This is a genomic window from Ochrobactrum sp. A-1 (assembly GCF_022488005.1).
Classification (GTDB): domain Bacteria; phylum Pseudomonadota; class Alphaproteobacteria; order Rhizobiales; family Rhizobiaceae; genus Brucella.
In genome coordinates, this window is the sequence record NZ_JAKVQC010000009.1 from 324886 (window position 1) to 349540 (window position 24655).

Consider the following 24655-nt stretch of genomic DNA (forward strand, 5'->3'; position numbering starts at 1 on the left):
CAGACTTTTATCGGGAGGATGCCACGCCAAACGTTATCGATAGCCGTCTCGTCAAGGCTTTCCTTGATAATGCAAGCTTGTCGGAAACCGATCTTTTGCCAGATACAATCTCTGGTCAGATTGATGAGCGTCGTCGTAGGCAAGGTGGATAGTGGGTAGGAGGCAAGTGCGAACTGACAGCCGCCACTCTGAGTTTCCGCCCAAACGACATGAACCGGGCATTGCATGCTCGTCCTGACAAATTGAGTGTTGAAATACATTTGGAGGACATCGTCGGGACTTCAGTTCAACGCAGACTGATTACAGACGCAATAACCTTCAGATTTGCTACCGGGGTACTGAAAATCCGATGCTTTAGGGCCAAATCCTTTACTGCGGCAATCGAGGCTGCGCGACTGACCATCATGAACAGGCCGTCAAAACGGAGCAGAGACAGCCCAATCGATAGAAACACGAATAGGAGGACCAGACCGGAACGGTGTTCACAACAGTGCCCCCTTCCCTTGTTGACAAAAGAAATGCCGTTGAGTTTCTGAAACACCCACCAACGCGGAGATGGCATTCATCAGTTTGCGGCCAAAACGCAGGCCATTACCTATGCTCTCGAAGCAATAACCGAAGAGAGCCTTCTTGAGGATTTTCAGGTACAGGAAAAGTATGGCAAGGGGAGCGGTGGTCTTTTCGTTGGCGAGTAGAAAACGGACGGATGCCATGGCATTGTCGCGGCTATGACAGATGAACCCAATTTGCACTTTAGCGGCTTTTCGCTTTGGATAGAAGGACGCCAGTTTCCGGATGTGTTGGACTTCTGGGATAGGAATTGGCTGATGGTTCGCGCGCGCATGGAGGCTAACGGCGCACACGTCGAATGTGCAGGGCCAATCCTGATGACTATGGACATCAGGAAATTCCGCGATCAACTAGATGTAATGGCGACTTCTTTGGCAGGCGAAGCCACACTCAAGGGCTTGGAACCGGAAATCAATGTCGTTCTGACAATGCAGAAGTTAGGACATGTTGAAGCGGCGATTGAAATTACTGCTGATCACATCAATCAATATCATCGTTTCATCGTGGAGGGAGACCAGTCCTACCTGCCCGGACTTATCCGTTCATGCGATGCCATTCTCTGCAAGTTTCCTGTCATCGGAAAGGACAGTGTCTGATCGAAACGCAACCAGCCAGTTTAGCTATTGCGAACTAAAACGGCCGGGTTGAGGGGGAAAACGGTCAGTCGGCTTGCAGGCAGGGAGGGCAGAAGCGGCATGTAGTGCCGCAAAAATCTGCCGTGCAAGTCGGACTTTCACATCCAACTATCGCGACAGAAGTTCCCGTGAGAATTCAAAGTTAGCGCGTCCCGAGGCAAACTTCAGGATTTCCGAGACAAGTTAGCCGCAACCGCACAGAGTTCTGCGATCATGCAGTGAGAAATCCATCCGATAGCAGGATCAAACAACTAATTTTGCGGCGAACGGAGCAGGCAGAACTCTTCGCCCCGGAATCGAAGTGCAACATAGCTGCATTGGTTCATGTGATCGATCAAACAGGCTTGCTCCGGCGTTGCCATTTCTTCCATCGTGCAGCGCTCTTCCGCACATGTCTGACTATAGATCTGACCGGTGGGAACATACGCCACAAAAAGCGAGGTCTTCGGTCCCTTCGGGTTGAGGGTTTCATATGCGGCCGTTAACCTCTCGAAAGCCGCAACATCTTCACCCACAGGGTCGCGGTCGATCCCCATCTCGCCAACCTCGCCGACCATTTTCATGTAGCGCAGATGTTCTGATTGAGAGCAAACTAGTCGATCAGCCTTTGCAGGGATCGAATACGCCAAGACAATGGCACTGAGGATAACCGCCAACTTCCGTATCATTTCGCGTTCCGTCTGCGCTTGAGGGTCGTATAAAGTTTTTGGTTTTGCTGTCAATTTCCTGTCTCTCTTGACGCGTCAACCAAAAAAACCTGCGACAACTCCAACCATCCTAGTGTCCATTGCAAGGAAAGTCATTCATAACAACAAAAGTCGCAATGAGGTCCAAAAGCCGACAGTGTCGAACGCACAAAAGAGCGATAGGAATCTAGCGCAAAGCTGCCGGCCATTTCGGCAACAAAGCACAAAAAATAAGGCTAGATCTAGAGCGCGTTGCGGCACCAACGATTGGAACAAATATTATGGCCACTTTTATTCTGATACCCGGGGGATGGCAGGGCGGGTGGGTCTACGGGAACTTAGCAGACATATTGACGAGGCACGGGCACAACGTCGTGCCGGTAACGCTTTCGGGACTGGGCGATGTTCCTGCTCCAATGACCAACCTTGAAAGTCACATAGGCGAAGTCGCCGAATTGGTGCAGTCGCAGACCCACGATGATCTAGTTCTTGTCGGGCAATCCTATGGCGGGATGGTCGTGAGCGGCGTCGCAGACATCAAACCGTCGCGAATCCGGGCCCTGGTCTACGTCGATGCCTACGTGCCCGATTCGGGAGACTCTGTGTGGTCGCTGACAACACCCCGTTTTCGGGACATGTTTGTCGCAGGCGCAGCGGCTGACGGGTTGAATTGCGCGCCACCACCCAGTCTCGACCCGAGATGCCGCCCGCATCCGATCGGAACGTTTCTCCAATCAATTACTCTCACTGGACGCTGGCGAGATGTTCCGCGCAAAACATTCGTAGGCGCGCATGGCTGGGAAGGAAGTCCTTTCCTTGAGCTTTATCGACGCCTGAGCCACGAACCGGACTGGACAACCTTTTCGCTCAATTGCGGACACAACGTAGCGCGTCTGCAACCGGAGGCCTTAATTCGAATATTGTTGGAACAGAATTGATCGGCAAACCACCGCAGATCATCTGAGATGTCTCGGGATGACTGGGGCCCGCCACACCTAGTCTACCCGTCCAAATCGACCCCAGCATGCTTCGAAGCGACTGCTGTCATTGACTATTCGTCAGTTATGGAGTTTACGGCCGTAAACTTACGGGGTAGCGACTTGTGTTAACCTTTCGTTAACTTAAAACTCCTTGCAGAACCCGGAGAATCGGAGCTAAATGCGATAAATTGCTTTTAGAGCAAATAAAATCGCACTTTCGGGTTCCGCTCTATGAATATCGCATTTGATGCCGACAAACCACTGACAGACTTCGATCAACTCATCCTGAGGCAGGGATCAGCGTTGTCGGGTCGACTGGAAAAGCATCGCTTGGAGAACTTCCCGCCGGACGCAGTAAAGACGCTCCGCGTATTCCAGCTTGCTGAAGCAGCAGAGTATATAGGGGTTAGCCAGGGACATCTTAAGAATCTGTCGCTCAATGGCAAGGGGCCACAGCCAGCCGTTACCGCTACTGGCCGTCGTTCTTACACGGCAGAACAGATGCTGGAAATGCGCCAGTATCTCGATGCCAATGGCCGCTCCGATTCACGTATATATGTTCCTCACCGTAAGACTAACGAGCATCTGCAAATTATCGGTGTCGTGAACTTTAAGGGCGGCTCAGGTAAGACTACGACTACGGCTCATCTCGCACAGCACTTGGCACTGACAGGCCATCGTGTCCTCGCCATTGATCTCGATCCCCAGGCATCTCTGACAGCGCTTCATGGCATCCAGCCAGAACTCGATCATATGCCCTCGCTCTACGAAGCCATTCGCTACGATGATGATAGAAAACCTCTCAGTGCACTTATCAAGAAAACGAATTTTCCCGGTCTCGATATAGTGCCTGCCAATCTTGATCTGCAGGAATTCGAATACGATACACCGTTGATCCTGAGCGAGAAGGGCACCCGAGACATGGGGCGCACATTCTTCACCCGCCTCGACGCCGCTCTGTCTGAAGTCGAAGATCAATACGATGTGGTTGTTCTCGACTGCCCTCCGCAACTGGGGTATCTGACGCTTACCGCATTGTCTTCGGCAACTGCTGTTCTCGTTACAGTGCACCCTCAGATGCTAGACGTTATGTCGATGTGCCAGTTTCTGCTCATGCTTGGCGAAATCCTGGACCCGATTAAGCGTGGCGGTGGCAACATGTCTCTAGATTGGATGCGATATCTCGTTACTCGTTACGAGCCTGGTGATATTCCACAACATCAAATGGTTCACTTCATGCGGTCATTGTTTGGCGGCTTCGTTCTCAAAAACGAAATGTTAAAGTCGACCGCAATTTCGGATGCAGGCATCACGAAGCAAACGCTGTACGAGGTCGAGCGCTCACAGCTTACGCGTTCAACATATGACCGCGCTATGGAAAGCTTGCACGGTGTTAACGGTGAGATCGTGAACCTTGTCCACAAAGCATGGGGTAGGATGGTCTAATGGCACGTAAAGGCATCATGTCCGGATTGTTGGACGATACTAAGGATGAGAAGTTTACTGCCGTAAACGCTGAATCGGAAACACCTACACCCACAGTTGCAATAGAGACATCAGGTCGTCGTGGCGCTTTTGGGATGATGTCTCGTGCTGCCGATGAAATGGCTTCTAAGGTCGCCGCGGCTGAAGAAATCGAGAAGCGGCTTCAAAGCGGTACCCACATCATTGAGCTCGATCCGAATGAACTGGAGACTTCATTTGTCGTTGATCGCTTAGAAGATGATGACGATACAAGCCTTCAGGAACTTATTGCAGCAATCCGTGAACGTGGGCAGGACACGCCGATACTGGTGCGTCCCAATCCAACTGTTGAAGGCAAATATCAGATTGTTTTTGGTCATCGCAGAGCAAAAGCTGCAAAGGCTTTAAATATCAGAGTCAAGGCCACTGTGAAGCCACTCTCTGATCGCGACCATGCTATTGCACAAGGTCAGGAAAACACAGCTCGTGCTGATCTCAGTTTCATTGAACGTGCACTATTCGCCAAAAAGCTCGCGGAGCAGTTCGACAACGAAACGGTGATGTCTGCACTAGCTGTCAATAAGACCGTTCTCTCAAAGATGCAGTCAGTGACCAACTATGTACCGTCTGATCTCATTTTGAAAATTGGACCATCTAAAGGTATTGGTCGAGATCGATGGTATGACCTTTCGGTCGCATTTAAAGATGGAATTGCAACCGACATTGACTCGATGACGGACCAGCACAAGTTCTATTCAGCGTCATCTGATAATCGCTTTTTGATGGTTCTCGATACCATCAAGTCAGGTACGAAACCTGTAACTGCGCAGAATGCGAATGTTGGTAAGAAACAACAGCCAGCAAAGTTCTGGAGATCCAAGGACAATTCAGTTGCCTTTTCCATGAATCGGAAACCAAAGAAAGTCGATATCTCTCTGAAGAGCGATGATGCAGGATCCTTTGGTGAATGGCTATCAACTCGTCTGGAAGGCCTCTATGAGGAATTCAGAGAATCTAAACCAGATAGTGGAGAGTAATCCGCAAAAGAAAAAGCCCCCACAAACGTCAGTCTGCGAAGGCCATTTCGTTTTTCTGTAGCAAGATACGAATCGCATTTCTCAGAATCAGTGTCAAGAGTCATTGGCGTCATTTTGGCGGGTGGATTTCTTTTGCCTTTTGAAAGGTGAGAGGGAATGCAACTTTTGGGAACTGTCACGTCCGCGTTTCGCGGGCGAAGGAATAGTTTTGCCCAAAATCCTGAACTGCAGAATAAGCAGGGCAGGGGGGTAAACAGATGGGTGATTTACAAACAGCTCTGTGTGGCCAAGTCGGCACTCGATCTCAATGATCGCTGCCTTGCTGTGCTCAGTTCGCTTTTGTCATTTCTCCCTGACGATGACATGAATGAGAAAACCGGCCTCGTCGTTTTCCCATCCAATCGTCAACTGTCGCTGCGTGCCCACGGCATGCCTGAATCAACGCTGCGCCGTCACCTGGCTTCGTTGGTTGAGGCCGGGATCATTGCGCGCAAAGATAGCCCGACCCGCAAGCGTTATGCGCATAAGGACAGGGAAGGGGCTGTTGAACTTGCCTTCGGCTTTTCCTTTGCGCCGTTGCTTGATCGCGCGGCTGAGATTGCCGGTATCGCAGATAAAATCCTTGCGGAGCAAAAAGCCCTGAAACGGCTTCGCGACGAGGTGTCCGTCATGCGCAGAGAGATCGCTTCGACTTTTTCAGAAAACACGGATGGGTCCGGTGACCTTATTGAGGGTCTTGAAGGGCTATTTGTTAGCTTCCGTGGGCTTGTGGACACCATTCCGCGCCGAGCATCCCTCGATGAGCTGATGATTATCAAAGCCAATCTTGCAGCCATATACGATGAATTGGCTATCGCTTTGAAAAACATGGCAATTGTTCCAGAAATGAGCGGCAGCGTCGCTCAATCTGAGCGGCAGCATAATGAATCCCTGCCAGAATCCCTTTTTGAATCTCAAAATAGCAAGAAGATTGATTTGAAGGTGTCTTCTTCGGAAGCGACGGATCCTTCGATCTCCGAAAGCAAGAGCAGTATCCCTGTTTCAACCCCCATTTCGCTCGATCAAGTACTGCGAACATGTCCCGATATTCGCGAATATGGACCAAACGGCATCAGCACATGGCGAGAGCTTCACGATGCGTCACAGATCGTTTCCGGGTTCCTCGGCATTAGCCCATCCGCCTATCGCGAAGCACTAAGCTTCATGGGAGCAGAAGCGGTATCAACGGCCATTGCCTGGATCCTGCAGAAACTCACGACCATCAGTTCACCAGGCGGTTATTTGCGATCTCTTACCCAAAAGGCGAGGGCAGGGGGCTTCTCCATCAGCCAGCTTCTGTTCGCTGGGATGAAAAGCAATGGAAACCTGGCATTGGCAGGATCGCAATGAGCTCCGACGCGCAGGAGGCGACGGAGTATGGACTTTTACCATCCTTTGTCGGTTCATACCGTAGCAACCTGTAACGTGAGACGTTTACTAATTTCGGTACTTCGCACGCTGCGATGCAAACAAAACACGCAGCGCAAGCCAATTGGAGTTCTAGCTATGAGCTTTCCCGAGGAGAGAAGCACGGATCAAATCTCTTTTGTTGTGTGCCTCCAAAGCGGGGGAGGGGCTGTCGATGAGCTCAGAACCTGGTTCGTTTGTTGTCCGAAGGCGGCCAGACTCTCCTGAGTATTTATTCTGTCAGTGTCCGAAACGGGCTCTATGGGATTCCCGTCAAGGTGATGGCGGATCGCGCCAGCTTTGCTGCAGCTGAGATAATAGCGTTTCGAATGAACATAAGCGCCGATAGCGTGTCATTAAGCATGGAATAAGATGGGGTGGTTGCCGCCCTCCCCAGACGGCATCGCAATGTGCCAGAGTGTGATCGTTGGAGATCATGTAGCGGAGAGGATGGCAATGAAGTATACAATGATCGGGGTTGATCTGGCAAAAAATGTTTTCCAGCTTCACGGCGCGTCGCTGACGGGCGAAGTGCGGTTCCGCAGGAAATTGTCGCGCGGTCAGTTTCTGCGTTTTATGGGAAGCCAGCCCGCTTGCATTGTCGTCATGGAGGCATGTGGCAGCGCCCACCATTGGGCGCGGGAGATGGCGGCGCTGGGCCACGAAGTCAAGCTGATCGCGCCGCAATATGTGCGACCATTCGTGAAGCGCCAGAAGAATGACGCCGCCGACGCAGAGGCCATTGTCATCGCGGCGCGTCAGCCGGAAATGCGGTTTGTCGAACCCAAAACTCCCGATCAGCAAGCGCGCGCTATTCTGTTCCGGGCAAGAGAGCGCATTGTCCACCAACGCACGGAGTTGGTGAATGCCCTGCGCGCAATGCTCTATGAATATGGCCATGTCGTTCCTGTGGGCATCGGACATATCAAGCGGCTGGAAGCGGCGCTGAACGACGTGGCCAATAATTTGCCCGATCTGGTGCGCGAGGAAGGCCTTGATCTGCTGGCCCAGATCGGTGAAATGACCGCCAAGATCGATAGCAAGACGCAGAAATTGGCCTCACTTGCCAAGCAGACCGATGTGGCGCGGCGTCTTCAGACAATGCCTGGCATCGGGCCTATGACAGCCGTGGCTGTCGAGGCTTTTGCGCCGGCAATGGAAAGTTTCAAGTCGGGCCGTGACTTTGCAGCCTGGCTCGGCCTTGTCCCGAGGCAGTTCTCATCCGGAGGCAAGGAGCGGTTGGGCAAGGTCTCAAAGGCCGGGCAAGCGGACATTCGCAGGCTGCTGATCATCGGCGCGATGGCGCGTGTGAATTGGGCGAGCCGCAAGGAAGCATCAGCGGATCCCTGGATGATGCGTATGCTTGGGCGAAAGCCCCGAATGCTGGTGGCGATCGCGCTGGCGAACAAGATGGCACGCATGATTTGGGCGATGTTGATGCGGCAGGAAGATTATCGAAATCCGACGTTGACGACGGCGGCATGAAGGCTGCTATCACCAACGTTGGCAAGGAGGTGTGAGAAGTCGATGACCTGAATGGGCGCAAGATCGAACGATCCGGATCAAGAAAACCAGTGGGAGTCCTTCGAGCGTCATAGCTCGGGAATAAGATTTGGACCTGATCCGCTGATCACCATCCCGGCCAGCGGCTTCTGAAAGCGCCGCAAACGAAGGCCTGACAGAAGACCGCATTCGATCACACGTCCAAAGGCTCAGAAACAACTTGCACAACGGGCGGCAACCACAGAAGGACCCCATTTAAGGGGTTATCGGCATCCAAACGGGACCCCTTATTTAAAGGGTAACATGACCTTCGATTTCAATCGGAGGTTTTCTATTGGATGCTTATTGTGGAGACTATTTCGAAGATACGGCGTCTTGCTCATGTGCAGGGCAAATCGATCAAAGCGATCTGTCGGGAACTGGGCGTTTCGCGCAAGGTTGTGCGGAAGGTTCTGCGCAGTGAAGAGACTGAGTTCAAATACGAGCGCTCCCGTCAACCGCAGCCAAAGCTCGGTCCCTGGCGTCACCATCTTGATGGAATACTGCTAGCTAATGAGGCAAAGGCCTCGCGCGAACGCCTGACGCTGATCCGGATATTCGAAGATTTACGCGATCTGGGTTACGCGGGTGGCTATGATACGGTCCGGCGTTATGCACGCTCATGGTCGAAAGAGCGTGGGGCCGTGACGGCGGAAGCCTATGTACCACTTTATTACGCACCGGGCGAAGCTTACCAGTTCGACTGGAGCCACGAGATTGTTGTTCTGGGCGGTGTGACGACGACCGTGAAGGTTGCGCATGTCCGGCTCTGCCACAGCCGGATGATGTATGTGCGGGCCTATCCGCGCGAGACGCAGGAGATGGTCTTCGACGCCCATGACCGGGCATTCGCCTTTTTTGGCGGGTCCTGCACGCGCGGCATCTACGACAATATGAAGACAGCAGTGGAAACAGTCTTCGTCGGTAAAGAGCGTCAATACAATCGCCGCTTCCAGCAAATGTGCAGCCATTTCCTTGTCGAACCGGTGGCTTGTACACCGGCGTCGGGCTGGGAGAAAGGTCAGGTCGAGAATCAAGTTAATCTTGTCCGTGAACGCTTCTTCACGCCGCGGCTGCGCTTCAAATCCTACGATGAGTTGAACGGCTGGCTGCTGGACAAATGTATCAGTTACGCCCGGGCTCATAAGCATGTTGATCAGACGAAGCGCACGATCTGGGAGGTGTTCGAAGAGGAGAAGTCCCATCTGGTCGGCTATCCCGGCAAGTTCGATGGCTTTCACGCGATACAGGCCTCGATCGGCAAAACTTGCCTCGTGCGTTTCGACAACAACAAATATTCGGTGCTGTCGACTGCCGTTGGCCGCCCAGCCGAGATCCATGCTTATGCCGACCGCATCGTCATACGGCAAAATGGTGTCGAGATAGGCCAGCATGAACGCTGCTTTGGTCGTGGCGAGACAATTTATAATCCATGGCATTATGTTCCGGTGCTGACACGCAAACCGGGAGCACTGAGGAACGGTGCACCATTCCTTGATTGGGTTCTGCCAGCTTCCATGGAGCATGTTCGACGGAAGCTTAAAAGCATGCATGATGGGGACCGACAGATGGTGTCGATCCTGGAATGTGTCGGTATCGACGGTCTTCCTACAGTCGAAGCGGCTTGCCAGGAGGCGCTTGATCAAGGCGTATTTTCCGCCGCTGTGATCATCAACATTCTGGCTCGCAAGCGAGACCCACAGCCCGCCGCCATTCTTTCCATCCCCGATGCGCTTCACCTAACGCATGAACCTTCGGCCGATTGCGCCCGTTACGATAGCCTCAGGAGGGCAAGCTGATATGGAACGATCTCAAATCTTCGACATGATGAGCACGCTGAAGCTTTACGGCATGCGCAGTGCCTATGACGAGATCATGGCCTCTGGCATCAAGCGCCAGCACGAGCCACCACGCATTGTCGGCGACCTGTTGCAGTCGGAGATCGCCGAGAAACAGGCGCGCTCAATCAAATACCAGATCACCGTCGCAAAGCTGCCGCTGGCCAAGGACATCGACGACTTCGACTTTACTGACACGCCGGTCAACGAAGGACTGGTGCGCCAGCTCGCGAGCGGAGCTTTCCTTGCCGAGCAGCACAATATCGTCCTCGTTGGAGGAACTGGCACTGGAAAATCCCATTTGTCCATCGCACTTGCCCGTGCCTTGATCCGCAACGGCGCGCGCGGGCGCTTCTACAACGTCGTCGATCTCGTCAATCGTCTTGAAACGGAAGCGCGTAATGGTAAGCAGGGGCGTCTTGCCGACTTTATCACAAGGCTCGACTTCGTCATTATGGACGAGCTTGGCTATCTTCCGTTCGCCCAGGCCGGCGGACAGTTGCTGTTCCACCTCATCAGCAAGCTCTACGAGCGGACTTCAATCATCGTCACCACAAACCTGACGTTCGGCGAATGGCCGACAGTCTTCGGCGACGCAAAAATGACCGCCGCTCTGCTCGACCGGCTTACCCATCATTGCGAGATCGTTGAAACGGGAAATGAATCGTGGCGTTTCAAAAACCGCTCTCAAAGCTCACATGAGGATTTCGTCGTCAAGATCAATCATTGTTCCATAGCTTGTCCCCTTCGATTTTGTATCGAACCCATGGTCTGAGCCATCTTGCTTGACGCGGCACGTTTCCGTCACCGGTTCAAACTCACATACGGTCGCCGTTTTGTCCGGCAGCACCATCATCCCGCTTGCGTAGCGGCAAGGCTCAGGAGAACGGGACCAATCTAAAGCGCGGCATTTGAAGCCCGACTTTGAGGCGGTTCGCTCACCTGGATCCGCCAGGAGTGATCAGTCCTGGAAGATTTGTGTATTCGGTAATTTTTTGGTCGTCACGCAGTCTTCATGACAGCCCCCTCGATGACAACACCCGCAGTGACAAACTTCCACAGCGCGATAAGGAGTTTGCGCGCCAGGGCAACTATCGCGGCTTTCTTTAAGCGTCCACCATTCGACTGAACCCGATCCACAAACCAACGGCTGAGCGCTGATGCTGGCTGATTGCGTAGCCACAACCAAGACAGTTGAATCATCGTGGTGCGCAGCCGAGGGTTTCCTGCTTTTGAGACACCCTGTTCGTGATCGATGGTCCCGCTCATCCATGGGGTTGGTGTCAAACCGGCATAGGCGGCAATCTGCCGCCTATTATCAAAACGCCGGGACAGGGCTTCGGTCCAAAGGACGGCGGCAAACTCAGCGCCAATCCCCTTCAGGGACAGCAGCATCGCCGCGGGCGAAGTTGCCTCAACCGCTGGCTGCTCATACGTTGACAGGAGAGAATTCCGCTCGCTCTCCACTGCAGCAATCTGTTCCAGCAGCAAGTCGAGACGGTCGAGTTCGCGATTAATTTGAGCCTTCAGGTGTTTCGGTAACTCACGCCCATCTCCGGTCTGGAGCTCCTCCAGCCGCCGACGGCGATCTTTACGGAGCGGTTGATAGCCGCTGACGCCTTGAGCAAAGAGTAGCCCCTTAACGCGATTGACATGCCTGACCCGCTCAGCAATCAAAACTTTGCGTTCCCGGCATATCCGACGCCGATCTTCGTCCTTCGGATCTGGCGCTTTAACCATCGCACATACGCGTGGCTCGCCGCGCTTGAACGCAAGCAATGTGCGCGTCAGAGCCTCTCCATCAATCTTGTCGGTCTTGGCACGCCGACGTCGACGAGACGTCGCGATCGAAGCTGCGTCTACGACGTGACTCTCGATACCATTGGCCTCCAGCACCCGGTGTATCCAGAAGCCGTCCAATCCTGCCTCTTGGATTGTTACGATAGGAAACAACGTTCCTGTTCTCAACCGCGCTTTGTGCTGTAGCTGCTCAAATCGATCCAGCAGCTCTGCCACATTGCCACCGGCCACTACATGCTTCGACATCTTCTCGCCACTGCCCGGCGACAACGAAGTGATCAACCAAGTCGATCGGCTTAGTTCCAATGACACAAAAATTGCGCCAAGATCAGTGCGGACAGCGGTCGGATGAATGGATGCGGGTTCCATAAATTGCTCCTCCTGAGCGAGTGTTTTGATGCAACCTCACTCTGCCAGAGCGACGGCCGCTGTTCACTCCTCATGGGATCTAAAGCCGAAGAACGCTAACGATCCGCGCGCGCAGACCCTGCACTAAATTTAAAGTTACGGGCCCGCGCACGCTAAACCTTGCAACCTAAAGGAGGGGTACTTTTTGGACGCCGATAAGGGGTCCCGTTTAAACGCCGATTGACAGATAGCGCGACGAAGGGTAGTGACGCTTGCGTCCGGCTTGAGAAGATTAAGAGAAATGAAAAACCCCGGCGCTCTTCCCAAAGACACCGGGGCCGTTCATCGCAATCTGGTCACGTTTCCATCCGCTCTGAACGCGGAAGATATAACCACCTTCTAGTGAGATTCCAACCTGGCGTTTGTCTCAAAACGTCGAAGAGGCATCGGTAGAATCCCGATCTCGCGTTTATCAGGATTGGCTCCTCAAACGATGCCAGTGCGCCATTTTCGGTGTGAGCGTAGCGAGCGCCGTCGGCCGGAGGCACCCGCGCTCTCATATCGCGCTGTAGGGTTGCCGGAGGCCCATTCGGAGAGGCGAAACGGCTGAGGTTATTGCAAGCGATAGTATGAGTGACATTGCCAAAAAGGTAATATTGGAAGGCCGGTGAGGCGGACCTATAGAGGAAGATTTCGTCCAATTTCTAGAGATAATGGCCTCATATGGCGCACTTCTCTTGCCGTACGCCTGTTTTAGGGTTGCCGAAAAGAACCAAATCGGTAACATTCGTGCCGTTGAATACCAAACTTCAAGGAGAATGTGGCCGGGTAAAAAGAAAAACCGCTCCCGAAAAAATCCGGAAGCGGAGTGCAAATTTCAAACGTTTAGTCAAAATAAAATCGCACTCCCATCTTCCAAAGTCAATAAAAAACGCTTTTCGGCGAACGGGAAAGCTTTGCCTGGTCTTTAAGAGGAGACGAGGAGTATGGGGGAAGCCCTTCAGCCAGTGCGGCGGGTTGGCCGTAAACAGACACCACAACGAACCGAGTTTCGTCGAATGGGTCAGTTCGCAGAGATCGGAACTGTTACACGGGGCCAGTTGACTGGTCTTGCTCAGTCACTCCCTTGCCTTGGCCTCATCAATGGCACCGAGGCGCACTTGCTTGTTGCCCTGATCATTACGGCTCCGGCAGAGAGCTATGACAAAGGCGGCCGACCGATCGTGTTCAAATCCAATGCGGCGCTTGCCTTTGAGATCGGGCGATCTGAGGGTCGTGTGAGCCGCATGTTGTCACGGCTATTCGATGCCGGTTTAATCACCATGCAGGACAGCGGCAATTACAAGCGCTATCCGGTGCGTAGCGGGGACGGCAGTATTGCCGACGCTTGCGGCATCGATCTGCGCATTTTGATCGCCCGCTTCCCGGAACTCGATGGGATGGTCCGGCAAGCAAAGGCGGAAAAGAAAGCACTCAATGCGATCCTGCGTCGCTATCGCGGCGCTGTTCGCAATCTGCGTTACGCGCTCGCCTCTATAGATGAGCTGCCCGCTCGGCTGCGCTCAATAATTGAGAAGCGTTTCGCCCGTGTTCGTGATGCCGTAGGCATCGCGACAAAGGCATCCAGCACCGTTCTCCGTCGCGCAACAGGCCTAATTGAATGGATCGTCGAGCGGGTAATGCAGCTGCCTCACCGTGAGCAGCCGTCCGATAGAAATGAAGATTCGACATGCCCGTATGCCGAAAACGACATGCACAAACAGATTACAAACCCCTATTCCTTTGAAAATAGTAGAGTTGAAAAGCGTTCGGCTAACGCCGAACAAATCAGTTACCCAAAGATCGGCTTGGTCGGTAAGAGGGCTTTAGAAAAAAGCCTGGGGCGCAATTCGTGCCAAGTCAATCAACCCCATCACCCGCCACAGGTGTTAGTGGCCCTGCAGGATCTGTTACGAGCAATACCGGCGCTGACTGCCTATGGAATGTCGCGCCCCCGAACCTGGGCTGAATTGGCGCGGCTCGCGCCACAAATCTGCCGCTTGGCCGGCATTTCCGAAGATGCTCACCGCCGCGCGGTCGATCAGATGGGGGAACAGGCTGCCGCGATTGCCATCGCTGTCACGCTGCAGAAGTTCGACGAGAGGCATGTGACGTCGCCAGGCGGCTATTTGCGCGCCATGACTGAACGCGCCACCGCCGGCGAACTACATCTAGCCCGCTCGGTTTTCGGGCTTGTTGCCCGTCATGGAATGGAGGGTATAAATTGATCGTTGGCTATTTTATCACTGCCGCGGCGGCCCTGCTGATGAATGTCGGTCTTGCCGTTGCTAAACAATGGCCGGGTTCCGTGGCCGGAACGGCCCGCGTCATCGATGGCGATACGATCAGCATACGACAACAGCGTGTCTGGATCGCCGCTTGCGAAAAGAAGCAGAGCGGCTTTTAGAACGGCAGTTCCTGACATCTGGAGGAAGTTCAAAAGCTCAGGTCAATAGGCTCTCAAGACGGTTTTCCTGACCCTTCTTCGCACTGCAGGGTTTATTGCAATTCGGTTTGCTGTAATTGGCCTGTCCAAGTACAACGTGGGAAACTCCTCCGTCGAGGATTACACCAGGATTAGTTAATGCGATTGACGCTTTACACAGACTTCTCACTTCGCGTTTTGATCCATCTCGCATTGCACCGGGAACGTTTGTGCTCGATCAGGGAAATCTCGAATAGTTACGCAATATCACATAACCATCTTACGAAGGTCGTGAAGGGGCTGGTAGACGACGGTTTCATCGAAACTATTCGTGGACGGAGCGGAGGTCTGCGTCTGGCACGGGCTCCAGACAAGATAACTGTCGGCCAGGTTGTCCGACGCACCGAAGAAGGTCTTCAACTGGCAGATTGTCCTGATTGTGTGCTTTCGCAGGCTTGTGGCCTTACCGGCGTCCTTGCCAAAGGGGTTGAAGCGATGCTTGCTGTGTTCGACGGCTACACAGTTGAAGATTTGTTGACAGATAAAGTGGTCCTGCGGCGACTGACAAAACAACAGTCACCTCTCGGTTTCAGCGTGACCTGAAGCTTCTCTGCACGAGACAGGCCGATTGCCATGCTGGAATACGTAACGAGGGAAAACATTCTATTTTCCCTCGTACTCATCATGATACAGGGCTAACGGGCATAAGCTATGCGGCCAGAAGCTCGTCTGCCGGTCCGAAAAATTCATAGTGAATGCGATCCGACGGCACGCCGGCAAGCGACAGGGCTGAAACCGCTGCGCGCAGGAAAAGGCGAGGGCCGCAAATATAATAATCAGCGCTACCTACGGGTGTGTTTGTAATCAGCCAATCATCAGTGATCAGTCCTGCACGATCGTAGTCCTCACCAGGGGTTTCGTCAGGGAGAGGCGTCTGATGGAAGTTTGTAACCGTGACTGCTGTACTCCTGGCGGCAAGGGCATGAACGTGGTCCCCCATGGCATGGGTCTCACGGTCATGTGTGCCGTGAATATAGTGTGTTGGAGCTTCCGGATATCGATTGGCGATTGTTTCAAGCATGGCGATCATTGGCGTAAGACCGACACCGCCTGACAAAAGGACGGTTGGCCGCACTGGCCGTTCCGCCAGAAAAAATTCGCCAGCCGGCGCTGCGACCTTGATCACTGTTCCTACGGTTGCATGATCGTGAAGCCAGTTCGAGGCAACGCCTTTCGGCTCGCGCTTCACGGAGATGCGATAGGTTTCCCCGTTGGCCGCACTGGAAATAGAGTAATTCCGTTTCACAGCAGGCTGGCCGTCGATGTCAAACGAGAAGGTCAGGTATTGACCGGGTTTGTGCTCCATAACTGGCTGGCCATCGACCGGGCGAAGAATGAAAGACGATATGACGCTGCTTTCGCGGGCAACATGTTCAATGCGGAAATCACGCCAGCCATTCCAGCCGCCTGTTGAGCTTTTTTGATCCCCGTAGATGCGGTCTTCGCGGGCCATGAGGATATTTGCCAGAAACCAGTATGCTTCTCCCCATGCTTCAAGCACTTCTTCAGTTGCCGCGTCTCCAAGAACGGCCTTAATAGCGCCAAGCAAAGCTTCTGCGACATGTGGGTAGTGTTCCGGCAAAATCTGCAGCCCGACATGTTTTTGTGCAATGCGCTCTACGGCTGGCGCCAGTGCGCCAAGGTTATCGATATTGCTCGCGTAAGCGAGTATGGCGCCGGTCAATGCCCTTGGTTGCGCGTCGGTCAGTCCTTGATGGGATTGATTGAACATATCCCGAATCTCCGGGCTCTGGAACAGTCGTGAATACATCTCATTCACGATATCAAGCCCATGAGCGTTCAGCGCTGGAACGGTTGCCTTGACGATTGCAACGGTTTGTTCACTCAGTGTTTGTGACATTTGTGCTCCTTTTGACCGCGCTACTGGTTCGGAAATCAACATAAAGCTTCTTGGGTCAAGCTAACGGAACCGGGCTAAACGCGGCGCGTTGGTCGCTGCATTAAAACATGTAGCTGAGATGCATCTATAGAGCTTGCAGAAAACATGCAAGTGAAATGCATCTTAAAAGATGAAGCGTGAAAATCGTTGCAAGCCTTTCAGCATGCCAGCTATGCGAATCTGGCGCTTCTGCCCACGCTAGCTCAGACCTATATGCTGTTTGCAAGACAAAGAGAGAATTTTTGAGGAGAGAGAAATGAACCTGATCCGCTCGTACAGCAACTGGCGCCGTTATCGTAACACCGTAAACGAACTGAGCCGCCTGAATGCTCGTGAACTAAACGATCTGGGCATCATGGCTTCGGAAATCCCGTCCGTGGCTCGTCAGGCCTCGGGTCGCTAATAAATTTTGATTATCGCTGAGGCCGTTCCTCCCAATTCCTCGGCGATCTAAGACCAGACATCTTCCTCCCAAAGTCTGGTCTTCACCATAAACACCCGTCGCTCCTCCCGCGGCGGGTGTTTTATTTTACGCTACCTTTTCGGCCCGCGGCGGCCTAGCTGATGACTGTCGGCCTTGCTGTCGCTGAACAATGGCAGGGTTCCGTGGCCGGAACGGCCCGCGTCATCGATGGCAATACGATCAGCATACGACAACAGCGTGTCCGGATTGCCGCTATCGACGCTTGCGATATGCAGCAGAGTGGCCTTTTGAACCGCAAGACGTGGCCATGCGGCCTGGTTGCGCGCAGCTACCTTCGCAAAATGATCGACGGGAAGCACGTGTTCTGCCGAACCGTTGATGTCGATCGCTATAAGCATACCGTTGGTCAGTGTTATCTTCAGAACAACGATATCGGCCTTGCAATGTTGCGCGCGGGACAGGCAGCAGCGATGTTGCGCTTTTTGCCGCGAAACCACGGCATCGACTTAGCCGAATACGGGTATGCCGAGAACGGAGCACGCGAGCGTTTGCTTGGAATATGGTCGGCGGACGCAGAGAGCCCACATCTCTATCGACGGGCCCATGCCTCCAGAGAAGCCCGCTAATGCATAGCCATATTGGCATTGTCGAATGATCAGCGCAGAGAACCGTTACGGTTATCAAATTTTACCATTGGTAACACGATACACGTTGAAAATGCGCTGTATCCGGCTATTATGCGTTGCAATATCGGTACCGTATCAACGGTCTATGCCAACGAGAGGAGTTGCCATATTGGCGCATAGAGCACACCTCTAATCGGTTGTTTTTGACGCTCGTTCGCACGTCGACGCGGTTGCTGCAAAGCCGGAAGCCTGAAAATTTCCCCGCCTGCGGCTCCTCGCGCGACAAATTTTTCGGCCCTCGGCTTCCTCCGCTGCGCTCCGGCCCAAGGGTGCAACACCGCTTACCGTCGTGCCCGTGAACGATCATCGCAACCACATAGAGGAGTGAATACCATGGCCAACGAAATCACCAACTTCATCCAGTTCGACAGTGAAGACCTCGACACCGCATCCGGCAAAGGCCGCATCTCGACCCTGACCGATGACATCGACATCCAAGTCGTGCCTTTCAACTCGGAAAACCCGGATGCTCCTACGCACCGCGTGTTCGCCAAGTCCCCGCGTGGCTTCAATATCGAGGTTGGCGGAATCTGGAGAAAGGCTAAGGTCGATGGCGAAGGCTTCAAGCGCAATCTCTCGATCCGTCGCCTGAACTACAACGCTAACCTCGGTCGCTTCGGCGGACAGGACGACCCAAGCCTTCAGGCTGTTCTCGAATGGGAACCGCGCAATTGATAGCCCAACAGCGCCCGGCCAAGTGCCGGGCGCAATGCATCGAAAGCCTCAAAAATCCCTTAGTTTTCTGGATTTTGCGCTAGGGTTTATCACAACAGGAGTTTTGACGATGAACTTTCATGCCCCCCGTCCGGATCGATCTCCAGAAGCTGTTGCCAAGCGCAAAAAGGCTACTGATCAGGCGCGCGCCGTGAATATGCGCCAGGGCTATGTTCACGATCCACTGTTGGAAGCGGCAACCGCGGCCTATGTCGCAGGCGATATCACGCGCGACGAATACAAAGAGCGCGTTGTCCGCAAACCGCAATAGTTAAGGCGGAACCTCGTTCCTACACGGCTCGCGTATCGAGATGGGCTTGGATGAAGCCTTTAGACCCATCCGGAATCCCGAAGTTTTGCGCGGATAGTCGGTCGAACGGTTCGCCGAAATCGCCGGTAAAGTTTTGGCAGAGTTGAATTATGTGCACCCGTTTCGAGAAGGAAACGGACGGACGCAGGAGGCGCTGCTAGCATCTCTTGGTCGCGAATATGGTCATGAGGTTGACTTCACGGTCATTACCAAGCCGCGCATGATCGAAGCGTCGATCGCGACGACCAACGACCCCTCCAATCCGGCGATGAAACATGTCTTTGAAGACGCGATCGATCCAAACCGACAGGAAGCCATAAGAGCTGCATTCGTCGATCTGGAAATGCGCGGTGAGAATGCTTTCGAGCACAACGTGCGCAGCGCCAGGCCGGGCGAACAGGTTTCAGGTCAGGTTCTCGGTCACGATATCCGTGTGGCCAGCCTTGTTACCGATAACGGGATTGTTGCTGTCGATCGCGCCGACCTTCCAGAGCGGTTGCCCAATGATGATACCGAAATCACATTCACGGCTCGTCCTGACTTCTCCCGCTTGTCACGCCCGGATCAGGTCAGAAATGCAGATGGTCCCGCCGTTGAGCGAATGCCACCAGAGCAGAAAAGCGCCGCGGACCCGTCCCGGCTTGCAGAGCTGTCGTCGCCAAAGCAGCCCGCGCGGGATTCCGACGACCGCGAACGATAAACGGCACCCCTTCCGTGCCGAGGCCGGTCCCGTTCGAAACCGGTGACTGACATCTAGGCCGTCTCGTTCGTTGGCTGATTGACGGACAAGCTGCGATAGCCACTCTCCCATGCAACCGCTTCGCGGTCCTCCTCTTCCGTTGCGGCCCAAAGGGTGCATGGACTCGTCTCGGCTATCTCCGTTTCTTGCCGTCAACCAACGAATGGAGACGGTTATGAACCATGTCAGCGACACCTATCAGCGCATCACAAACCTCATCATCGAACAACTGGAAGCCGGCACCAAACCTTGGGTGCGGCCGTGGCGCGGAAATACCCGCCCTACCTCCATCATCCCACGCCGATCCAGCGGCGAGGCCTATCGCGGCATCAATGTCCTTATGCTCTGGATCGCATCGCAGATGAACGGCTACGAGGACACCACCTGGATGACCTATCGTCAGGCGAAGGATCTCGGCGGTCAAATCCGGAAGGGCGAACGTGGATCGCTTGTCGTTAAATATGGCACCTTTACCCCGAAGGATCAGGACGCCGATGACGACCGTTCAATCCCTTATCTCAAAGGCTACACGGTATTCAACGTAGAGCAGATCGAACACCTGCCTACCGAATATTACAGCCCGGCCGAACCGATGCCGACGGTGCCCGTGCCGCACAATGAAACCGTCGACACCTTTGTTAGCCAGACCGGAGCTATCATTCACTACGGCGGCACGAAGGCTTGCTATCGTCCTAGACCTGACGACATTCTCATGCCCGACCGGGAGCGTTTTTTAAGCGACGTCCACCTGTACTCGTCGCTTCTTCACGAAATTGGTCATTGGTCAGGCGCAAAACATCGCCTTGATCGTGATATGTCGGGCCGCTTCGGCACCAACGCTTATGCGCTCGAAGAGCTGGTCGCAGAACTGTCCGCAGCATTCCTTTGCGCTGACCTGGGTGTATCCCATGATCCTCGCGAAAACACAGCCGCTTACCTTGAAAGCTGGATGTCCGTCATGAAGGCGGACAAACGCGCCATTATCACCGCAGCAGCCAAAGCTCAGGCGATTGCCGATTATCTGCATGGGCTTACATCGATACACGGATCGGAGGTCGCGTAAGCGACCTCCATGTCAAACAGGCCTTTTCTGCCGCATCGGATCTGACAGAAATAACAAGATTATGAGATACTACTGTGTTCTGGAGCGAGCGGTATTATAAACATCTCCACGCTCACGTTTTCCAACTGCCACGACCAACACCGTTACAGTGTCGTCGTTGACGGAATAAACCAGCCGATAGCCTAATTGACGTAATTTTATCTTGTAATGGTCAGGCATACCGTGAAGTGAGGCGCTAACGACCCGCGGCGTTTCCAAACGTTCACGCAGTTTTTTCTTTAATTGCTCTTGGATTGTTGAGCCGAGTTTATTCCATTCTTTGAGTGCCGAGGGCAAGAATTCAAGCTTATAAGGCATCGATATCGACCGAAATTCCTTTTTCGTCGGCTCGTTTCCTGATTATCTCAGTAAGGCGAATATCGTCCAGCTTCTCGAGCATGTCTTCATAGACGTCAGCGGGAACCATATAAGCCATAATTCGATTATGATTAAGAACGGCGACGGTCTCGCCATTAGCCTCGTCCATAACTGCGGACGGACTTTTTTTGAGATCCGAAACACTAACCGCTATGTTTGCTTCCACACGTTGCATGACAAGTTCCGTATCCAATTGGGTGCGAAATTTAGTATCATATTAAGTCTGGCAATACAACAGTGCACCTGATCAGCCAATCGATGATTGGTTCTTAAAGCGTGTCGCGTTCAATCATATTCACACGATACGCTTTAAGCTTTTGTTTTTACGCATGTCTCTATCCCGAAACCGGTTCCCACTTTCGGGAGACACGCTTCAGATCGTGCATTTCGAGCAATTGTCGGCTATTCGCAATAGCCATCGCTGGCTTCGACTATTTCGTTGAATCCGTGCTTTGGGGTTTGGCATCGACCTGGCTTTGTAGGTCTGCCATTTTTTTAACCAACGAAAGCAAGTCACGCGTAGTGCTGTGCGGGAGATCTGCCACGAGTTTGGCAAGTTCGACGCGATCCCTGGCTTCTTCCTCATTATTACCCCACAAATGGGGTGCTGCTTCGTAAAGCATATCGATGGGCATAAACCCCAGCACTTCACAGATATGGATCATGCGAGTGACGTGGAGTTTTGAAAACGCCCGCTCATAACGACCATAAACTGGCGTAGACAGTCCCATGAGTGGTGCAAAATCGGCTTGTTTGAGGCCCGCTTTTTCACGTGCGTCGCGAAGGTATTTCGCAAGCCGCTGATCGATTTCTTCAAACGTGCTTATTCCGCTGAAGCCCGGACGCCTAAAGACCGGCTTATCAATCTCAGGATCATTGGTTTTTTCCAAAGAATGTTCACTAGCGAAATCCAATGCCTCACTACTCACGCGGAAACCCCTTTTACCTGCCGTGCCACAACGGCGATCATTACCATATTTTTCAGAAATAGCAGCACTTCAGAGTTCGTGTTCGCCTGTTTTCAGCGCGCGTTTTATATTGAAATGAAGGAGGAGGGCGCATTCGGCGCTAGCGTTTGGGATTCCAATGCCGATCGTCGTCACATCGGTTATCTGGATTTCACCGCCACAAGGCGCCAATCATTGGCCACCCCCTCGAAGACGGCTTCGATAGCTTTGGGCTCATTCAGCCAGCTTAGCGATGCAGACAATTCGCATGCAACAGTCTGCTCTTTGATTGGAATGCAACGCAGGACTGACACTTTGGAAGAACGGCCGTAATCGGCGTAATTCCAGTTCGACAATCGAAATAACTCCGTCCTGGCTGTTTCGTCATCAGGCCAAATGGCATCGTCGCTTTGTTTTGCCACGCGAGCGACCGTCTGTTCGTCATTGTGAACATCTGGTTTGGTGTTTAGCGATGATGCGATATAGATTCCAATGGCAATTCCGACCGCTATCCCAACGAGAAAACTTTGACTGATCACGCTCAGTATCCGTTATCTTTAAGATATTGATCAATCGCATCGCGGAGTATGACTGTCATTTTGAGACCGTTGTCGTGTGCTGCGTTCTCAAGACGACGTTTCGTTTCATAATCAAGCGAGACGTTGACGAAATGCTTGCTTTCACGTTCACGGGCTTTGCGAAGCTCACGCAGCCGGTTACGGGAGTCTTCCCGACGGTTCGCATTTTCAACAGCACTCGCCCGGTGTTGTTCCGGTGTTGTCTCGAGAGGTCTATCCTGCTTTTTCTGACTTGATGTCGCGGACGCCGATTCAATTCCAACTTTTCCAGCGTCGTCTTCTTGCGCGCGGGAAATCGGCGGGGGAGAGGTCGTGACTTTATCCGGATCAACAGAACGTTTTCGACGTTCTGCGACAGGGAAATCAGAAAGAGAGATTTTTGCCTTAGCCATTGATACTCCCCGCTTCATTCGTCTTTTTAAGTTGCTCCAACTCCTCGACGAATGCATTAACCTCCGCTCTGGCCTTGAGAACCGGTTCACTCGGTTCCAGCATTTGTAGTGTCCCGAGGCCGCTGCGGATTTCACGATAGCAGTTTCGCTCGATCAGCTCGGTATCGAGCAGCACGGAATTGTAGCCATGTTCGCTCAAATTTTGGACGAAAGGGCGAATGATCCGGTATTCTTCGAGGTGCCGATTGACGATAGTGATGCGTGTTCGCAGAACTGCTTGAGGGATAGTACGATCAAGAAGGTCCGTTCGTGTCGCAATTGCCTCCGCTGCTTCACCAACTGCTTTAATCTCGTCTTGGGCGGGCTGAATGGGTGTGATGACGATATCTGAATGGTCGATTATCGTATCCATCACTACACTATCGACGCCCGGGGCGTCGATTAGTATGGCGTCATAGTTTTTCTCCTGAGACGCCATTAACTTCTCTATATTGTTTTGACGAAGTGCCGTCGCCAGTGAAATCGACCCCGGTACATTATCCTTTGCCTCGCACCGCTTCCACCACTCGGCCAAGTTTTGTCGTGGATCGGCATCAATTAGCAATACCCGTCGATTCTGCAGTGCGAGTTCACCGGCAGTCAAAATGACTGCGGTCGTTTTCCCCGCTCCACCTTTGCCGCTTACCGAAGATATTCGAAGTGTCACGTTGGCCCTCCTGTACCTGGATAATGCTGGTTTTCTTTGTGTCGATTTATTGCCCGAAGCGTCGGCAAATGCTGCCCACACGGCGCAAGAATAGATGTTAAGATAAGGTAATTTTACACGATGTGGCAACACTTATTGCAGCATGTGACACACCATGTGTTCACATCAAATAATCACATCACTTAATGATTAGAGTTTGGGAACATGTTTCTCCCAATCGAGTGTGAACCCCGGAGCCGCGCAAGAGCCGTCTGTGCCGCTCGCTCGCAGTCCGGCAAGGGCGAAGAGCGTAGCGTCCCTTGCTGGCGAGTACGAGGTGTACATAAAGGCGATTAAGGCGAGTCTCGAGGTGAACCCTGGTGAGCGCAGTTCCTTTTAAACGCCGGGGCGCGTAGCCTCGGCGTAAGGGGTGAGCGGAGCGAGGCCATGTTAGACGAATATTAGATGGTTCTGCTCGTAATCGGTTAGGCGGGGCGCGTAGCCTCGGCGTAAGGGGTGAGCGGAGCGAGGCCATGTTAGACGAATATTAGATGGTTCTGCTCGTAATCGGTTAGGCGGGGCGCGTAGCCTCGGCGTAAGGGGTGAGCGGAGCGAGGCCATGTTAGACGAATATTAGATGGTTCTGCTCGTAATCGGTTAGGCGGGGCGCGTAGCCTCGGCGTAAGGGGTGAGCGGAGCGAGGCCATGTTAGACGAATATTAGATGGTTCTGCTCGTAATCGGTTAGGCGGGGCGCGTAGCCTCGGCGTAAGGGGTGAGCGGAGCGAGGCCATGTTAGACGAATATTAGATGGTTCTGCTCGTAATCGGTTAGGCGGGGCGCGTAGCCTCGGCGTAAGGGGTGAGCGGAGCGAGGCCATGTTAGACGAATATTAGATGGTTCTGCTCGTAATCGGTTAGGCAGGATACGG

At 53.2% G+C, this 24655-nt stretch carries 28 protein-coding genes and 1 pseudogene; 17 read left to right on the top strand and 12 right to left on the bottom strand.

The window, feature by feature from the left end:
- Positions 1–482: 482 nt before the first annotated feature.
- A complete protein-coding gene (locus tag MKS82_RS28895) occupies positions 483–713 on the bottom strand; it encodes a hypothetical protein (protein ID WP_146206500.1) in 231 nt (76 codons plus the stop codon).
- A 15-nt stretch (positions 714–728) separates the two neighbouring features.
- Here MKS82_RS28895 and MKS82_RS28900 point away from each other — a divergent pair, with 15 nt between their 5' ends.
- On the top strand, positions 729–1166 hold the full coding sequence (locus tag MKS82_RS28900; protein ID WP_146206501.1) for a WapI family immunity protein: 438 nt from the start codon (positions 729–731) through the stop codon (positions 1164–1166).
- 290 nt (positions 1167–1456) lie between these two features.
- On the opposite strand, the gene MKS82_RS28905 is transcribed toward MKS82_RS28900, so the two are convergent.
- Positions 1457–1927 (bottom strand): hypothetical protein, encoded by a 471-nt coding sequence (locus tag MKS82_RS28905; protein WP_146206502.1) that lies wholly within the window; start codon positions 1925–1927, stop codon positions 1457–1459.
- 245 nt (positions 1928–2172) lie between these two features.
- Here MKS82_RS28905 and MKS82_RS28910 point away from each other — a divergent pair, with 245 nt between their 5' ends.
- The 4 genes from MKS82_RS28910 to repC (MKS82_RS28925) all read left to right on the top strand — a co-directional run bounded on the left by MKS82_RS28910 (position 2173) and on the right by repC (MKS82_RS28925) (position 6761).
- Positions 2173–2829, top strand: coding sequence for an alpha/beta fold hydrolase (locus MKS82_RS28910; protein ID WP_109989479.1), 657 nt, complete (start codon positions 2173–2175; stop codon positions 2827–2829).
- Positions 2830–3102: 273 nt separating this feature from the next.
- Entirely contained in the window at positions 3103–4317 is a 1215-nt protein-coding gene (gene repA, locus MKS82_RS28915) for a plasmid partitioning protein RepA (protein WP_140905760.1), read from the top strand.
- The gene (gene repB, locus MKS82_RS28920; RefSeq protein WP_140905761.1) at positions 4317–5372 is read left to right on the top strand and encodes a plasmid partitioning protein RepB; all 1056 of its coding nucleotides are present in this window, start codon (positions 4317–4319) and stop codon (positions 5370–5372) included. Before repA ends, repB begins: the two co-directional genes overlap by 1 nt.
- Before the next feature lie 156 nt (positions 5373–5528).
- Positions 5529–6761 carry a plasmid replication protein RepC gene (repC, locus tag MKS82_RS28925; RefSeq protein WP_140905762.1) on the top strand — a complete coding sequence of 411 codons (1233 nt, stop codon included), beginning with the start codon at positions 5529–5531 and terminating at the stop codon, positions 6759–6761.
- A 185-nt stretch (positions 6762–6946) separates the two neighbouring features.
- On the opposite strand, the gene MKS82_RS29750 is transcribed toward repC (MKS82_RS28925), so the two are convergent.
- A complete protein-coding gene (locus MKS82_RS29750) occupies positions 6947–7165 on the bottom strand; it encodes a ProQ/FINO family protein (RefSeq protein WP_445558113.1) in 219 nt (72 codons plus the stop codon).
- A 109-nt stretch (positions 7166–7274) separates the two neighbouring features.
- On the opposite strand from MKS82_RS29750, the gene MKS82_RS28930 reads away from it, so the two are divergent.
- The 3 genes from MKS82_RS28930 to istB all read left to right on the top strand — a co-directional run bounded on the left by MKS82_RS28930 (position 7275) and on the right by istB (position 10973).
- Positions 7275–8303: an IS110 family transposase gene (locus tag MKS82_RS28930; RefSeq protein WP_240578277.1), complete on the top strand. Its 1029-nt coding sequence runs from the start codon at positions 7275–7277 to the stop codon at positions 8301–8303.
- A gap of 356 nt (positions 8304–8659) precedes the next feature.
- Complete coding sequence (gene istA, locus MKS82_RS28935) at positions 8660–10159, top strand: IS21 family transposase (RefSeq protein WP_240579646.1); 1500 nt, start codon at positions 8660–8662, stop codon at positions 10157–10159.
- A gap of 1 nt (position 10160) precedes the next feature.
- Positions 10161–10973 carry an IS21-like element helper ATPase IstB gene (gene istB, locus MKS82_RS28940; RefSeq protein ID WP_240579647.1) on the top strand — a complete coding sequence of 271 codons (813 nt, stop codon included), beginning with the start codon at positions 10161–10163 and terminating at the stop codon, positions 10971–10973.
- Between the two features lie 227 nt (positions 10974–11200).
- On the opposite strand, the gene MKS82_RS28945 is transcribed toward istB, so the two are convergent.
- On the bottom strand, positions 11201–12367 hold the full coding sequence (locus MKS82_RS28945) for an IS110 family transposase (protein WP_240578266.1): 1167 nt from the start codon (positions 12365–12367) through the stop codon (positions 11201–11203).
- Positions 12368–13332: 965 nt separating this feature from the next.
- Here MKS82_RS28945 and repC (MKS82_RS28950) point away from each other — a divergent pair.
- The 3 genes from repC (MKS82_RS28950) (at position 13333) to MKS82_RS28960 (ending at position 15413) form a co-directional block, all read left to right on the top strand.
- On the top strand, positions 13333–14613 hold the full coding sequence (gene repC / locus MKS82_RS28950) for a plasmid replication protein RepC (protein WP_240579648.1): 1281 nt from the start codon (positions 13333–13335) through the stop codon (positions 14611–14613).
- On the top strand, positions 14610–14792 hold the full coding sequence (locus MKS82_RS28955; protein ID WP_140905765.1) for a hypothetical protein: 183 nt from the start codon (positions 14610–14612) through the stop codon (positions 14790–14792). The genes repC (MKS82_RS28950) and MKS82_RS28955 overlap by 4 nt, the downstream gene beginning before the upstream one ends.
- A gap of 177 nt (positions 14793–14969) precedes the next feature.
- Positions 14970–15413 carry an RrF2 family transcriptional regulator gene (locus tag MKS82_RS28960; RefSeq protein WP_140905766.1) on the top strand — a complete coding sequence of 148 codons (444 nt, stop codon included), beginning with the start codon at positions 14970–14972 and terminating at the stop codon, positions 15411–15413.
- 106 nt (positions 15414–15519) lie between these two features.
- Here the strand turns inward: MKS82_RS28960 and hmpA are convergent, their stop codons facing one another.
- Complete coding sequence (gene hmpA, locus MKS82_RS28965) at positions 15520–16731, bottom strand: NO-inducible flavohemoprotein (protein ID WP_140905767.1); 1212 nt, start codon at positions 16729–16731, stop codon at positions 15520–15522.
- Between the two features lie 295 nt (positions 16732–17026).
- Here hmpA and MKS82_RS28970 point away from each other — a divergent pair, with 295 nt between their 5' ends.
- Positions 17027–17173 carry a DUF1127 domain-containing protein gene (locus tag MKS82_RS28970; protein WP_140905768.1) on the top strand — a complete coding sequence of 49 codons (147 nt, stop codon included), beginning with the start codon at positions 17027–17029 and terminating at the stop codon, positions 17171–17173.
- A gap of 131 nt (positions 17174–17304) precedes the next feature.
- Here the strand turns inward: MKS82_RS28970 and MKS82_RS28975 are convergent, their stop codons facing one another.
- Positions 17305–17592: a hypothetical protein gene (locus MKS82_RS28975; RefSeq protein ID WP_240579662.1), complete on the bottom strand. Its 288-nt coding sequence runs from the start codon at positions 17590–17592 to the stop codon at positions 17305–17307.
- Here MKS82_RS28975 and MKS82_RS28980 point away from each other — a divergent pair.
- From MKS82_RS28980 to MKS82_RS29000, 5 genes and pseudogenes are all read left to right on the top strand, one after another.
- Positions 17482–17820 carry a thermonuclease family protein gene (locus tag MKS82_RS28980; RefSeq protein WP_240579661.1) on the top strand — a complete coding sequence of 113 codons (339 nt, stop codon included), beginning with the start codon at positions 17482–17484 and terminating at the stop codon, positions 17818–17820. The genes MKS82_RS28975 and MKS82_RS28980 overlap by 111 nt on opposite strands.
- Before the next feature lie 393 nt (positions 17821–18213).
- Complete coding sequence (locus MKS82_RS28985; protein ID WP_240579649.1) at positions 18214–18555, top strand: DUF736 family protein; 342 nt, start codon at positions 18214–18216, stop codon at positions 18553–18555.
- 109 nt (positions 18556–18664) lie between these two features.
- Positions 18665–18865 (top strand): antitoxin VbhA family protein, encoded by a 201-nt coding sequence (locus MKS82_RS28990; RefSeq protein ID WP_240579650.1) that lies wholly within the window; start codon positions 18665–18667, stop codon positions 18863–18865.
- Between the two features lie 4 nt (positions 18866–18869).
- Positions 18870–19604 (top strand): annotated as a pseudogene (locus MKS82_RS28995) (Fic/DOC family protein); the annotation flags it as partial.
- A 214-nt stretch (positions 19605–19818) separates the two neighbouring features.
- Positions 19819–20706: a zincin-like metallopeptidase domain-containing protein gene (locus MKS82_RS29000; RefSeq protein WP_240579651.1), complete on the top strand. Its 888-nt coding sequence runs from the start codon at positions 19819–19821 to the stop codon at positions 20704–20706.
- 69 nt (positions 20707–20775) lie between these two features.
- On the opposite strand, the gene MKS82_RS29005 is transcribed toward MKS82_RS29000, so the two are convergent.
- From MKS82_RS29005 to MKS82_RS29030, 6 genes are all read right to left on the bottom strand, one after another.
- Entirely contained in the window at positions 20776–21063 is a 288-nt protein-coding gene (locus MKS82_RS29005) for a type II toxin-antitoxin system RelE family toxin (RefSeq protein WP_165902970.1), read from the bottom strand.
- Positions 21053–21298, bottom strand: a complete 246-nt coding sequence (locus tag MKS82_RS29010) for a type II toxin-antitoxin system Phd/YefM family antitoxin (RefSeq protein WP_094544282.1) — start codon at positions 21296–21298, stop codon at positions 21053–21055. The genes MKS82_RS29005 and MKS82_RS29010 overlap by 11 nt, the downstream gene beginning before the upstream one ends.
- A 256-nt stretch (positions 21299–21554) precedes the next feature.
- A complete protein-coding gene (locus MKS82_RS29015) occupies positions 21555–22052 on the bottom strand; it encodes a helix-turn-helix domain-containing protein (protein ID WP_168927610.1) in 498 nt (165 codons plus the stop codon).
- Between the two features lie 179 nt (positions 22053–22231).
- Complete coding sequence (locus tag MKS82_RS29020) at positions 22232–22609, bottom strand: hypothetical protein (RefSeq protein WP_240578222.1); 378 nt, start codon at positions 22607–22609, stop codon at positions 22232–22234.
- Positions 22610–22611: 2 nt separating this feature from the next.
- Positions 22612–23040: a hypothetical protein gene (locus MKS82_RS29025; protein WP_240578221.1), complete on the bottom strand. Its 429-nt coding sequence runs from the start codon at positions 23038–23040 to the stop codon at positions 22612–22614.
- Positions 23033–23746: a ParA family protein gene (locus MKS82_RS29030; RefSeq protein ID WP_240579652.1), complete on the bottom strand. Its 714-nt coding sequence runs from the start codon at positions 23744–23746 to the stop codon at positions 23033–23035. The genes MKS82_RS29025 and MKS82_RS29030 overlap by 8 nt, the downstream gene beginning before the upstream one ends.
- Positions 23747–24655 lie beyond the last annotated feature (909 nt).

Bases quoted from the DNA above. Each gene is read 5' to 3' on its own strand.
- istB (WP_240579647.1), top strand. From the start codon at position 10,161: ATGGAACGATCTCAAATCTTCGACATGATGAGCACGCTGAAGCTTTAC.
- repA (WP_140905760.1), top strand. From the start codon at position 3,103: ATGAATATCGCATTTGATGCCGACAAACCACTGACAGACTTCGATCAA.
- MKS82_RS28960 (WP_140905766.1), top strand. From the start codon at position 14,970: ATGCGATTGACGCTTTACACAGACTTCTCACTTCGCGTTTTGATCCAT.
- MKS82_RS29025 (WP_240578221.1), bottom strand. From the start codon at position 23,040: ATGGCTAAGGCAAAAATCTCTCTTTCTGATTTCCCTGTCGCAGAACGT.
- MKS82_RS28985 (WP_240579649.1), top strand. From the start codon at position 18,214: ATGGCCAACGAAATCACCAACTTCATCCAGTTCGACAGTGAAGACCTC.
- repC (WP_240579648.1), top strand. From the start codon at position 13,333: ATGGGGGAAGCCCTTCAGCCAGTGCGGCGGGTTGGCCGTAAACAGACA.
- repC (WP_140905762.1), top strand. From the start codon at position 5,529: ATGCAACTTTTGGGAACTGTCACGTCCGCGTTTCGCGGGCGAAGGAAT.
- MKS82_RS28930 (WP_240578277.1), top strand. From the start codon at position 7,275: ATGAAGTATACAATGATCGGGGTTGATCTGGCAAAAAATGTTTTCCAG.
- MKS82_RS28900 (WP_146206501.1), top strand. From the start codon at position 729: ATGACAGATGAACCCAATTTGCACTTTAGCGGCTTTTCGCTTTGGATA.
- hmpA (WP_140905767.1), bottom strand. From the start codon at position 16,731: ATGTCACAAACACTGAGTGAACAAACCGTTGCAATCGTCAAGGCAACC.
- istA (WP_240579646.1), top strand. From the start codon at position 8,660: ATGCTTATTGTGGAGACTATTTCGAAGATACGGCGTCTTGCTCATGTG.
- MKS82_RS28975 (WP_240579662.1), bottom strand. From the start codon at position 17,592: ATGCTTATAGCGATCGACATCAACGGTTCGGCAGAACACGTGCTTCCC.
- MKS82_RS28970 (WP_140905768.1), top strand. From the start codon at position 17,027: ATGAACCTGATCCGCTCGTACAGCAACTGGCGCCGTTATCGTAACACC.
- MKS82_RS28990 (WP_240579650.1), top strand. From the start codon at position 18,665: ATGAACTTTCATGCCCCCCGTCCGGATCGATCTCCAGAAGCTGTTGCC.
- MKS82_RS28895 (WP_146206500.1), bottom strand. From the start codon at position 713: ATGGCATCCGTCCGTTTTCTACTCGCCAACGAAAAGACCACCGCTCCC.
- MKS82_RS28910 (WP_109989479.1), top strand. From the start codon at position 2,173: ATGGCCACTTTTATTCTGATACCCGGGGGATGGCAGGGCGGGTGGGTC.
- MKS82_RS28945 (WP_240578266.1), bottom strand. From the start codon at position 12,367: ATGGAACCCGCATCCATTCATCCGACCGCTGTCCGCACTGATCTTGGC.
- MKS82_RS29005 (WP_165902970.1), bottom strand. From the start codon at position 21,063: ATGCCTTATAAGCTTGAATTCTTGCCCTCGGCACTCAAAGAATGGAAT.
- MKS82_RS29000 (WP_240579651.1), top strand. From the start codon at position 19,819: ATGAACCATGTCAGCGACACCTATCAGCGCATCACAAACCTCATCATC.
- repB (WP_140905761.1), top strand. From the start codon at position 4,317: ATGGCACGTAAAGGCATCATGTCCGGATTGTTGGACGATACTAAGGAT.
- MKS82_RS29010 (WP_094544282.1), bottom strand. From the start codon at position 21,298: ATGCAACGTGTGGAAGCAAACATAGCGGTTAGTGTTTCGGATCTCAAA.